Origin of the sequence: Bradyrhizobium sp. DN3 (genome assembly GCF_041357655.1) — a bacterium.
Taxonomy (GTDB): Bacteria; Pseudomonadota; Alphaproteobacteria; order Rhizobiales; family Xanthobacteraceae; genus Bradyrhizobium.
In genome coordinates this window covers 50,800-62,616 of sequence record NZ_JAULLN010000018.1, presented here as the reverse complement: position 1 = coordinate 62,616, position 11,817 = coordinate 50,800, and the positions used below count along the sequence as shown (strand labels likewise).

Annotated in this window: 10 protein-coding genes and 1 tRNA gene; 6 read left to right on the top strand and 5 right to left on the bottom strand. The window is 64.4% G+C overall.

Annotation, left to right across the window (positions count from 1 at the left end; translation table 11 throughout):
- Positions 1-109 precede the first annotated feature (109 nt).
- From AAE027_RS25065 to AAE027_RS25050, 4 genes are all read left to right on the top strand, one after another.
- Positions 110-184, top strand: a tRNA-Gly gene (locus tag AAE027_RS25065).
- 76 nt (positions 185-260) lie between these two features.
- A complete protein-coding gene (locus AAE027_RS25060) occupies positions 261-1,247 on the top strand; it encodes an NAD-dependent epimerase/dehydratase family protein (protein WP_370989047.1) in 987 nt (328 codons plus the stop codon).
- Between the two features lie 383 nt (positions 1,248-1,630).
- Positions 1,631-2,911: a PQQ-dependent sugar dehydrogenase gene (locus tag AAE027_RS25055; protein WP_370989048.1), complete on the top strand. Its 1,281-nt coding sequence runs from the start codon at positions 1,631-1,633 to the stop codon at positions 2,909-2,911.
- Positions 2,912-3,096: 185 nt separating this feature from the next.
- On the top strand, positions 3,097-3,690 hold the full coding sequence (locus tag AAE027_RS25050; RefSeq protein ID WP_370989049.1) for a c-type cytochrome: 594 nt from the start codon (positions 3,097-3,099) through the stop codon (positions 3,688-3,690).
- A 207-nt stretch (positions 3,691-3,897) separates the two neighbouring features.
- Here AAE027_RS25050 and panE read toward each other — a convergent pair whose 3' ends face one another.
- The 4 genes from panE to AAE027_RS25030 all read right to left on the bottom strand — a co-directional run bounded on the left by panE (position 3,898) and on the right by AAE027_RS25030 (position 7,636).
- On the bottom strand, positions 3,898-4,821 hold the full coding sequence (gene panE / locus AAE027_RS25045) for a 2-dehydropantoate 2-reductase (protein ID WP_370989050.1): 924 nt from the start codon (positions 4,819-4,821) through the stop codon (positions 3,898-3,900).
- A 91-nt stretch (positions 4,822-4,912) separates the two neighbouring features.
- Positions 4,913-5,521 (bottom strand): 2-hydroxychromene-2-carboxylate isomerase, encoded by a 609-nt coding sequence (locus AAE027_RS25040; protein WP_370989051.1) that lies wholly within the window; start codon positions 5,519-5,521, stop codon positions 4,913-4,915.
- A gap of 95 nt (positions 5,522-5,616) precedes the next feature.
- Positions 5,617-6,966 carry an MATE family efflux transporter gene (locus AAE027_RS25035; protein ID WP_370989052.1) on the bottom strand — a complete coding sequence of 450 codons (1,350 nt, stop codon included), beginning with the start codon at positions 6,964-6,966 and terminating at the stop codon, positions 5,617-5,619.
- An 85-nt stretch (positions 6,967-7,051) separates the two neighbouring features.
- Positions 7,052-7,636, bottom strand: a complete 585-nt coding sequence (locus tag AAE027_RS25030; protein WP_370989053.1) for a DUF2239 family protein — start codon at positions 7,634-7,636, stop codon at positions 7,052-7,054.
- Positions 7,637-7,797: 161 nt separating this feature from the next.
- On the opposite strand from AAE027_RS25030, the gene AAE027_RS25025 reads away from it, so the two are divergent.
- Positions 7,798-8,463: a glutathione S-transferase family protein gene (locus AAE027_RS25025; protein ID WP_370989054.1), complete on the top strand. Its 666-nt coding sequence runs from the start codon at positions 7,798-7,800 to the stop codon at positions 8,461-8,463.
- 76 nt (positions 8,464-8,539) lie between these two features.
- Here AAE027_RS25025 and ggt read toward each other — a convergent pair whose 3' ends face one another.
- Positions 8,540-10,291, bottom strand: a complete 1,752-nt coding sequence (gene ggt, locus AAE027_RS25020; protein ID WP_370989055.1) for a gamma-glutamyltransferase — start codon at positions 10,289-10,291, stop codon at positions 8,540-8,542.
- Between the two features lie 101 nt (positions 10,292-10,392).
- On the opposite strand from ggt, the gene AAE027_RS25015 reads away from it, so the two are divergent.
- Positions 10,393-11,781, top strand: coding sequence for an MFS transporter (locus AAE027_RS25015; RefSeq protein ID WP_370989056.1), 1,389 nt, complete (start codon positions 10,393-10,395; stop codon positions 11,779-11,781).
- Positions 11,782-11,817 lie beyond the last annotated feature (36 nt).

The following is an 11,817-nucleotide window of genomic DNA, read 5'->3' as shown; positions in this document are numbered from 1 at the left end:
CATATGGGGCTCCCGATTGCGAATCTATGCCGCCGGTAGCTGTTGCATTCCCCTCCCGCTTTTGGCATACGACAGCCGTTGCCGGCGCGTCACGCGACCGACACAGGATGCGGGTGTAGCTCAGTGGTAGAGCACGACCTTGCCAAGGTCGGGGTCGAGGGTTCGAGCCCCTTCGCCCGCTCCAATTTTTCCCAGAGCATCCAGCCAAACCGGGTCGGGCCGTGGTTTTCCACGCCGCTGGCGGCTGTATTGGGTTTCGCATGACAATTCTGGTCACGGGCAGCGCCGGTCATCTCGGGGAGGCGATCCTCCGGACACTCCGCGCGCGCGGTTCGCCCGTGTGCGGGCTTGATCTGAAGCCCTCGCCCTTCACCGATGCCGTCGGCTCGATCGTCGACCCAGCCTTCGTCCGGCGCCAGATGGACGGCGTCACTGCCGTGATCCACACCGCGACGCTGCACAAGCCGCATGTGGCGACCCACGGCAAGCAGGATTTCGTCGACACCAACGTCACCGGCACGCTCAACCTGCTCGAGGCGGCCGCGGCCGCCGGCGTGAAGAGCTTCGTCTTCACCAGCACCACCAGCGCGTTCGGCTCGCAGCTCAGGCCGGAGGCGGGACAAGCTGTCGTCTGGGTCAGCGAGGACCTGCCGCCGGTGCCGAAGAACATCTACGGCACGACCAAGCTGATGGCCGAGAACCTCTGCGAGCTGTTCTTTCGCGAGCGTACCCTGCCGGTCGTCATCTTGCGGACCTCGCGCTTCTTTCCGGAAGCCGATGACGATCCGGCGATGCGGTCGGCTTACACAACCGAGAACGCGCAGGCCAACGAGCTGCTCTATCGCCGGCTGGATATCGCGGATGCGGTGAGCGCCCACCTGCTCGCCGCCGAGCGCGCGCCCAGAATCGGGTTCGCCCGCTACATCGTCTCGGCCACGAGCCCGTTCGAGCAACGCCATCTCGCCGCGCTCGCGCGCGATGCCGCCAATGTCGTGCGCGAGCTCTATCCGGAATGTGCGCAGCTCTATGCGGCGCGCGGCTGGCGCCTCTTCCCTGCGATCGACCGCGTCTATGTCAACGAACGGGCGCGGCGCGAGCTGGGCTGGCGGCCCGAATTCGACTTCGCGCATGTGCTGCGCAGCCTGCATGGTGACCGCGATTTTCGCAGCGCGCTGGCGCGCGAGATCGGATCGAAAGGCTATCATGACACGGTGTTCGACGACGGACCCTACCCCGTCGTCTCGTAAGCGTCGCGATTGCTATTTTGCTCGACGCTTCAAATGTCTGTCCGGTGTCACCGAGAACAACCCGGCCCGAGCCGTTCTACTGTGCATGGGGTTGTTTTCGCATTTTTTGTTGGTCCCACCCCTCGAGCCGCCTGCAAACGATCCGCGCGCCAACTTGATTCCGCGCTGCAGCGAGAGCGTTGTCGTCGCGCCGTTCGCTGCGCATTGACGTTCCGTCTCAATTTTCTCGGAGCGCAATCGCGTTGCACGCGGCGCGCTTCTCACCGTTCGCAGATGTGCTAACCTTTTTGCGTCTGTCGTCCTGACCGACCCAAAACTTCGCCTCTCGACTAGCAAAATAAGATAACGTGCAGCCTTGACGGCTGCCTTAGGGGAGTGACGCGATGAAATTCCATCAATCCGTCTTTCGATCCGTTCTGGCGCTTGCAGCGGTTGCCCTTCTTGCCGGCACCAGCGCTGGCAACGCGCAACAGCAGGACAAGAACCGCGCGCTGAAGAAATACGAATCCGGCACCAAGGAGTTCTGGACCCATCCGCCGGACGACTGGTTCCTCGGCGACGAGACCGAGGCGCAGAAGGGCTTGGCGCCGCCATCGGGTCCGCCGACTGGCGCGTCGGAGGCCGAGCTCGCGGCGATGATGAAGAAGATCAAGCTGCCGCCGGGCTTCAAAGTCGAGGTCTACGCCCCCGGCGTGCTGGCCGCGCGGCAAATGGCCTGGGGTGACAAGGGCACGCTGTTCGTCGGCTCGTTCGGCCTCGGCAACGTCTATGCCATCAAGGACAACAACGGAAAGAGGGAGGTCAAGACCGTCCTCAAGGGGCTGAACATGCCCACCGGTCTCGCCTTCAAGGACGGCGCGCTCTACGTCATCGCCGTCGACAAGCTGATCCGCTACGACGACGCCGAAGCCAATCTCGACAAGCTCGGCGACGGCAAGGTCGTCTACGACGACATGCCGTCCTATGCCGCGCATGGCTGGAAATACATCTCGGTCGACAAGGATGGCTGGTTCTTCCTGCCGTTCGGGCCGCCCTTCAATATCGGCATGCCGCCGACCAGCGTCGCGCAGATCCGGCGCGTCGATCCCAAGACCGGCAATGCCGAGATCTGGGCGCTCGGCGTCCGCAACTCCGTCGGCGGCGATGTCGATCCGCGCACCGGCAAGTACTGGTTCACCGAGAATGCCCGCGACTGGATCAGCGATGATCTGCCCTCAGACAAGCTGAACATGATCAACAAGATCGGCGAGCATTTCGGCTATCCCTATTGCCACCAGGGTAATCTGCCCGATGACAAGTTCGCGAAGGGCCACAAGTGCTCCGAGTTCACGCCGCCGGTGCTGAATCTCGGCGCGCATGTCGCTCCGCTCGGCATGAAGTTCTACACCGGCGACCAATTCCCCGCCGAATACAAGAACAACATCCTGATCGCCGAGCACGGTTCCTGGAATCGCCACAAGTATCAGGGCGCGCGCATCGTGCGCGTGATCGTCGGGCCCGACGGCAAGAACCCCAAGCAGGAGATCTTCGCCTCCGGCTGGCTTGAGGGCGACCAGGGCTATCTCGGCCGTCCCGCCGACATCGTTCTCGCCAAGGACGGCTCGATCCTCGTCGCCGACGACTGGGCCGGTGCGATCTACCGCATCAGCTACAGCAAGAAGTAGCGCGACGTAACGGAAGGCTGCGACCGGGCGACGGTCGCAGCCTCTTTCATTCTCAAAGTCCCATGCCGTCGTTCCGGATTGCGCGCGACTTGCGCGCAAGTCCGGAACCCATACCCGCGAGCGGGGGTTATGGATTCCGGGCTTGTGCCCCCGAATGACGAACTTGACAGATCGGAATTCCCATCATGCGCCGGAAGTTCATCTCGCACGCAATCAGCGCGGTTGCGCTCCTGACGCTCGGCGCCCTTTCCGTAAGCGCCGCCGATAATTCCGCGATCAAGGAGAAGGCGGCGGCCTGCGCCGGCTGTCACGGCGAGAACGGCATCTCGCAGACCGAGAACATTCCCTCGCTGGCCGGTCAGCCCGATCAATTCCTGCAATGGCAACTGGTGTTCTTCCGTGCCGGCTCGCGCAAGAACGACCAGATGCAGCCGATCGTCGAGGAGATCAACAACGAGGACATCCGCAATTTCGGCGCCTATTTCTCGCAGCTGACGCCGCCGAAGGGACCGGAGGACGGGGATCCGGACCTGTCGAAAAAGGGCGCGCAGGTAGCTGCCGGCCGCCGTTGCGCCTCATGCCACACGGACAGCTATGCCGGCACCAAGGCGGTTGCGCGGCTCGCGGGTCAACGCGAGGAATATCTGGTCAAGGCGCTGCACGACTATAAAGCGGGCCAGCGCGTCGGCAGCGGCGTCGCCGCGATGGCCGATGTCGCCTATCACATGAGCGATGAGGAAATCACCGCCGTCTCGCACTATCTTGCGTATTTCAAATAGCGCTGGGCGTCGCCGCAATCTCCACTGTCGTCCCGGACAAGCGCGCCTCAAGCGCGCGTAGATCCGGGACCCATAACCACAGGATTGTATTTGGCGAAGACTCGTGGTGACCAGCCTGCCCACAATCACGTCCTGTGGTTATGGGTCCCGGATCAGCGCTCGCTATCGCTCGATTGTCCGGGACGACAGCTGAGAGTGTAGCTGCCCCTACCCCGCCAGCTGCTTCTCATACGCCTTCAGATGCGTATAGGCGATGCGCAGCTTCGGCACCGGCACCTTGGCAGCATCGCCGCGTGCGATGAGATCGCCGATGACGTGATCGGCTTCGACCGGCAGGCCCGCCTTGATGTCGCGGAACATGGATGCCGTCATCGGCGAGCCCTCGGTGGTCAGATTGCCCTTCACCCGCTCGAAGAATGGTCCGCCCGGTGCGTAGCCCGACGCCGCGGCGATCGCGCTGGTCTCGTCCAACATGCCGAGCAGAAAGTCCCTGCCGCCCGGGGCGGCGAGGATGTTGCCGACGGAGGTGCGCATCAGGCTGGTGGATGCCGCGAGCGTCGAGAGGAACACCCACTTCTCCCACATGTCCTGCATAATGTTCTGGCTGGCGGAGGCGCCATTGATGCCGCTCCTGAAGGCCTCGTCGATTGCCTTGACGCGGTCCGACAGCTTGCCGTCGCGCTCGCCGTAATTGATCGATTGCATCGGCTGCAGCTGCACCACCTCGCGCTTGTCGTTCAGCGTCGCGGCGATGGCGCAGAGCCCGCCCAGCACGCGCCCGGCGCCGAATTTCTGGTCGAGGACGTCGAGATGCTTCATGCCGTTGAGCATGGGGATGATCGCGGTGTTCGGCCCGACGGCGGCCGCGAACGACTTGATGGCGTCGTCGAGGTCGAACGCCTTGCAACTGAGCAGCACGACGTCGAATTTTTCCGCGAGCTTGTCCGCTTGCACGGTCGGCGGGTCCTTCAGCGTCACATCGCCATTTGGACTCTTGATGACGAGGCCGGCGCTCGCGAGCTCGCTGGCGCGGCGCGGCCGGACCAGGAAGGTGACGTCGCGGCCGGCCTGCAACAGCCTGCCACCAAAATAGCCGCCGATGGCGCCGGCGCCGACCACGAGGATACGCATGGGATTGTCCTTGTTGTTACTTCTTTGCCGTCGTCCTGGCTTTCGTCAGGACGACGAGAGGAGATTGCCAGCTTTCAAAGCTATACGGAAATCACTTCCCCAGCACCATCTCCTCGACCTCGCGCAGTTGCTCCTTGCCGAAGAACATCTCGTTGCCGACGAAGAAGGTCGGCGAGCCGAACGCGCCGCGCGCCACCGCCTCTTCGGTGTTCTTGATCAGTCTGCTCTTCACCTCGGGTTCCTGCGCGCGGGCGAACAGCTTTTTCGCATCGAGGCCGGATGACGCCAGCGCCTTCGCCGCGATCTCGGGATCGTCCATCTTCTTCGGCTCGCGCCACATGTGGTGGAAGGCCGCCTCGACATAGGCCTCGAACACGCCCTCGAGCTGCGCCGCGATCGCAGCGCGCATCAGGTTCAGCGTGTTGACGGGGAAGAATGGATTCATGACGTAGGGCTGCACCTTGAAGCGCTTGATGAAGCGCTCGGTCTCGATCGCGTGGAATTCGCGCTTGTTCTTGATGCCGGCGAGCGTCTCGGCCGGCGACTTGTTGTTGGTCGCCTTGAAGATGCCGCCGAGCAGGATCGGCACATATTCGAACTTGACGCCGATGCGTTGCTCGATCGCCGGGATCGCCAGATGGCTAAGATAGGCGTTCGGGCTGCCGAAATCGAACAGGAATTGCGGGGCTGTGCGGGTCAAATTCGATCTCCCTGGCGGCGATTTTCATCCATTTTGGCGTAGGCGGCGCCACAGGTCCACCGTTTAATGATGATCATAATACCTTGATGATTCCGTCAGATCAGACGCCGGATCGTTTGCTTGCGCCACACCACGAGGTAATAGCCCATCTGCAAAACGAGCATGGCGCAGAACACGATCGGATAGGCGGCCCATACGCCCATAAGGCCGATCGTGCGGCTCAGGATCACTGCAGACGGCAACTCGATCGCGACAATGGCGAAGATCGCCAGCAGCATCGGCGTCAAGGCGACACCGGCGGCGCGCATGGCGCCGGAAAACACCGTGGCGAGGCCAAACGGCACCGAGCTCCACAAGGCGATGTAAAGCAGTTCCTTCGCCAGATCGAGCACGGCGCCGTCGGTGATGAAGATGCCGAGCACGGCGCGCGGTACGAGATAGATCAGCGCCACCAGCCCGCCGGTCAGCACGAGGTTGAACGCAAGTCCGGTGCGCACGATGCCGTCGAGCCGCGCCCTGTCGCCGCCGCCGATCGCCTGCGCACCGAGGATCGAGACCGCGATCGAAATCGACATCGCCGTGAACTGGGTGTAGCCCATCACCTGATTGACGGCGCCGTACGCGGCCGTGGCGTTTGAGCCGAAGCCGTTGACGAGCCCAAGCAACACCAGCTCGGCAATCGCCATCACCACCATACCAATTGCGCTCGGCAGTCCGATACCGAGGATTTTTCCCAGCACGGCGCCATTGAGCCGCAGATGACGCAGCAGTGCAGCGTCCGGTGCCAGCGCGTGCTTTTTCCGGAGCAGATAGGCGGCCAGCACGATCAGCGTCAGCGCGTTGGCAATCGCAGCTGCCCATGCCGGACTGGTGATGCCCGCCGCCGGCAATCCGAAGGTGCCGCGGATCAGTAGCGGCGTCAGGATCAGGCCGATCGCGGTCGATAACGCCAGTGCGAGCAGCGGCGTCACGGTGTCACCGACGCCGCGGATCATCGCGGTCATCAGCAGAAAGACGAAGCCGAGCGGCATGGTCAGCAGCATGATGCGGGCATAGGCGCTGGCTTGGTCGAGGATATCTGCGGGCGTCGCGAGCATGACCATCAATGGCCGGCTGAAGATCCCGCCAGCGAGTGCAACCGTTGCCGAGAGCATTAGGCCGATCGCAAGCGTCGTACCGACGACCAGCTTGATCCGGCCGTGCTCGCCCGCGCCAAAGGCCTGGCCGATCAGCACGGTGGCGCCGGTGCTGAGTCCCATGACGAAGGCGAATAGGAAGAACATCACCGGGAAGAAGGCCGCGACCGCGGCGAGCGCGTCGATGCCGATCATCTGGCCGAGATAGACGTTGCTGACGGTGCCGAACAGCGATTGCAGCGCGTTGCTCAGCATCAAGGGTGCGAGGAAGCGAAGAAATGTCGTCCAGAGAGGCGCGGGTGCGGACATGGATTTGCCTTTCATCAGGGCGTGCGAAGCCGTTGCCGCGCGATGCGCGGCTCGGCCGTTGATGGGGGTGAATGCTGCGCGCGCCTTAAGCGCGGTCGCTGTAGGCGAGCTTGACGATGTGATCGCGGATGTCGGTCGGCCAGTCGGCGATCAGCCCGGTGAAGCGCCGCCGGTCATCCGCGAACAGCGCGCGCGAGGCTTCCTCGAACTGCGGCAGGTTGCCGGCCATGGTCGACATGAAGTGATAGGCTGCATCGCGCGCCTGCCGCTCGCGATCCTTGTCGCCGCTGGCGCGTCTGGCCTCGTCGACCAGCTTGCGCAGCGCGACCGAGGCGCCGCCGGCTTGCGCATTGAGCCACTCCCAGTGTCGTGGCAGCAAAGTCACCTCGCGCGCGACCACGCCGAGCTTCGGCCGGCCACGGCCGCGCGGCTCGCTCGGCGATTCGGTCACTTCGGTTGACGGTGGCGGAGCAAACTTGGCCAGCCGCGCCAGCACCTCGTGATCCTCGCCGCGCAGGTCGAAATCGATCGACCGCCCGGTCCCGTCGTCGAAAATGATGATCGGCTGGTCCGGCTGCGGCCCCGCCCGCTTGACCGCGAGCGCGACGTCGCCCGCCGCTCCCGAGGCCAGCCGGCGCTGGCCGATGAAGGCTGTGAAGGTCGTTTGCATTGGAATCATTGCCAGATTGATCGCGTTGGCAGCTTAATACCCGGGTAAATTACTGGCGTCAATATACCCGGGTGAAAATATCCGCACCGATGGCTCGACATTGCGTTGCCGGGCTGGCACCAACGGCGCGACCGACCAAGCCAAGCTGGGGGACCTGCGCGATGCTGACCGTTCACCACCTCAACAATTCCCGCTCGCAGCGCGTGCTGTGGCTGCTCGAGGAGTTGGGCGTGCCCTACGAGATCGTGCGCTATCAACGCCAGCCGGATATGCGCGCGCCGAAGGAGCTGCGCGCCATCCATCCGCTCGGCAAGTCGCCGGTCATCACCGACAACGGCAACACCATCGCCGAGTCTGGCGCGATCATCGAGTATCTCATCGCCACCTACGGCAATGGCCGGCTGATCCCGCCGCTGAACACGCCGGAACGTCTGCGATACACCTATTGGCTGCACTATGCGGAAGGGTCGGCGATGCAGCCGCTGCTCTTGAAGCTGCTGTTCACGCTGATGCCGAAGCGCGCGCCGGCGCTGCTCCGCCCGCTGGTGCGCAAGGTCTGCAACCAGGCGCTGACCGCGCTGGTCAATCCGCAGCTCAAGCAGCACATGGATTACTGGGAAGGCGAACTCGGCAAGAGTGAGTGGTTCGCGGGCAACGAGTTCACCGCCGCCGACATCCAGATGAGCTTTCCGCTGGAAGCAGCCCAAGCGCGCGGCGGGCTGGAGCAGGGCCACCCCAAGGCGATGGCGTTCCTCGAGCGCATCCACGCGCGGCCAGCGTATGCGCGCGCGCTCGAAAAGGGCGGGCCGTATCAGGTCGGGCGGTAGGGTACTTTCAGCGAGATCCCGGGTTCGGCTCTGCGAGCCGCCCGGCCCGCGCTGCCGTGCCATGCAAACGACGTGGTTACTGGCCCGCTGCTTCTGCGCCTCGCGTGCGTGGGTCTGGCGCGCCGAGCGGCCCGTTCGGAGTCACGAGAATCGAATTAGCCGATGTCTGTCCCATCGGCTCGACGACGAGGTGGCCCATCGCCTTCAGCTCGGACAGGACATCGCTGGGAAAGCCGCTCTCGACGCGCACCTCATCCGGTAGCCATTGGTGATGCAGCCGCGGTGTAGCAACGGCAGCAGCCACGTCCATCTTGTAGTCGAGGACGTTCACGATCACCTGGAGCACGGTCGAGATGATGCGGCTGCCACCAGGCGAACCCGTCACCAGCACCGGCTTGCCGCCTCGCAGCACGATGGTCGGCGACATCGAGGACAGCGGGCGTTTTCCAGGCCCAGGCAGATTGGCCTCGAAGCCGACGAGGCCGTAGGCATTGGAAGCGCCCACCGCCGCGGTGAAGTCGTCGAGCTCGTTGTTGAGCAGCACGCCGGTGCCGTCGGCAACGAGACCGACGCCATAGCTGAAGTTCAGCGTATAGGTGTTGCTGACCGCGTTGCCGCGGCCGTCGACGACGGAAAAGTGCGTGGTGTTGCTGCCTTCGCGCGGCGCGGCAGCAGCGGAAACGAGCTCTTTCGAAGGCGTGGCGCGATCGGCGGAGATCCCCGCGCGCAGCTTGGCGGCGTAGTCCTTCGCGATCAGCGTCTCGATCGGTGCGTTGACGAAGGCGGGATCGCCGAGATAGCGCGCCCGGTCCGCATAGGCGCGCTTCATGGCCTCGATCAGCAGATGCAGCGATGCCGGCGATCCCTGCTTCAGATCGGCGAGCTGAAAGCCTTCGAGGATGTTGAGCGTCTCCACCAGCACCACGCCGCCGGACGAGGGCAGCGGCATCGAGACGATGTCGTAGCCGCGATAGCTGCCGCGCACCGGCGCACGGATCACCGCCTGATAGGCCTTCAGGTCGGCTGGCGTCATGATGCCGCCGGCTTCAGAGACGGCCTTGGCCAGCTTTTCCGCAACTGGCCCCTCATAGAAGCCGCGCGGCCCCTGTGCGGCGACGGCCGACAGCGTTGCGGCGAGATCGGCTTGCACCAGCCTGTCGCCTTCGCCAAGCGGCGTGCCGTCGGCACGCGAGAAGACTTTGGCCGAGGAAGGCCAGCGCGCCAGCCGCCGGTGCCAGCTCGGCAGCGTATCGGCCATATCGTCGCTGACGACAAAGCCGTCGCGGGCGAGCGCGATTGCCGGCTCGAGCAATTGCGCCAGCGTGAACTGACCGGAGCCGTATTTTCCCAATGCGAGCGCGAGACCTGCGACGGTGCCGGGCACGCCGACGCCGAGCGCGGAATCGCGTGACTTGGTCGCGTCAGGCTTGCCATCCGGTCCGAGAAAGATCTGCGGCGTGGTCGCGGCCGGGGCGGTCTCGCGATAGTCGATCGTGATGTCTTCATTGCGATCGGCGGAATGGATCACCATGAAGCCGCCGCCGCCGATATTGCCGGCGCGCGGATAGGTCACGGCCATCGCAAAGCCGGTGGCGACCGCGGCATCGATGGCATTGCCGCCGCGCCGCAGGATATCGGCGCCGACCTGCGCGGAGATCCTCTCCTGCGCCACCACCATGCCGTGCTCGGCAGCGACGGCACGCACGGTGTCGCGCGCGGGCGGGACATAGCCCCGCCGCGCATCCTGGGCAGTCGCGGGGGCGAGACCGAGCGCCAAAGTGGCTATGACGGCGAAAAATGCCCGCCGCGTCGAATATGTCGACATCATCAAAATTTCCGTCGTGCCCCCGGGCCAGTTCACACGCGTCACGGCAATGCTATACGGTTTGCCCCGAGAGAGGCAAAACTGTTCGTGATGAGGACTGCGTGATGACGACGATTGCCCCGGATGTGCGCATGGCCAGCGTGCCGCGGACCTATCCGCCGCGCGCCGCCGTCGTCAGCTGGATCTTCTTCGATTGGGCTGCGCAGCCTTATTTCACGCTGATCACGACCTTCGTGTTCGCGCCCTATTTCGCGACCGGCATCGCGCCAAATCCTGCCACCGGCCAATCGCTGTGGGGCTTTGCGATGGCGGCCGCGGGACTTGCGATCGCGTTGTTGTCACCGGTGCTCGGGGCGATCGCGGATGCTTCGGGCCGCAGGAAGCCATGGATCGCAGGTTTCGGCGCGGTGCTGGTGGTGGCGTCCTGCACGCTGTGGATCGGCAAGCCCGGCGATTACGCTATCATTCCGCCGCTGCTCACCGCCGTCGCGCTCGCCAGCGTCGGTGCGGAATTCGCCACCGTCTTCAACAACGCGATGATGCCGACCCTGGTGCCGCCGGAGCGCATCGGGCGGCTGTCCGGCACCGGCTGGGCAACAGGTTACATTGGCGGCATCGTCAGCCTGATCATCGTGCTCGGCCTGCTCGCCGCCAATCCCGAGACCGGCCGCACGCTGCTCGGTTTCACGCCGCTATTCGGGCTCGATCCCGTCACTCATCAGGGCGACCGTGCCGCCGGGCCGTTGACCGGGCTTTGGTTCATCATCTTCGTGACGCCAATGTTCCTGTTCACGCCGGATTATCCCGCGAAGCTTCCGGTGCGCGAGGCGCTGCGCGAAGGACTTTGGGAGCTGAAGCAATCGATCAAGAGTCTGCCGCACCAGAAATCTCTTGCGGCGTTCCTGCTCGCCAACATGATCTATACCGATGGTCTGGTGTCGCTGTTCGCGTTCGGCGGCATCTATGCCGCCGGCACCTTCGGCTGGCACACGATTCAGATCGGCACGTTCGGCATCATGCTCGCGATCGCCGGTGCGTTCGGCGCATGGTTTGGCGGCAAGCTCGACGATCATCTCGGGCCGAAGCGCGTGATCGCCGGCAGTCTGCTGATCCTGCTGCTGTCGGTGGCGGCGATCCTGCTGGTCGACAAGGACAGTGTGTTGTTCGTCAAGGTCGCGCCGCCCGAGCCGGGTGCGGCCCTGTTCTCGAGCGCCGCGGAGCGCGCCTATCTGGTGCTGGGCTGTCTCATCGGCGCCGCCGGCGGCCCGCTGCAAGCCGCTTCGCGCACGCTGCTGATCCGCCTCGCGCCGAAGGATCGCATCGCGCAGTACTTCGGCCTGTTCGCATTGACCGGGAAGGTGACGTCCTTCATTGGCCCGCTGTTGATCGGCATGATCACCGCGGCGACGGCGAGCCAGAAAGCCGGCATGGCCGTGCTGGTGGTGTTCTTCGTCGCGGGGTTGGCGCTGTTGATGCGAGTGCGGGAGGCTTGAGCCTCGTCGTCGCGCCAATCTCCGCTGTCGTCCCGG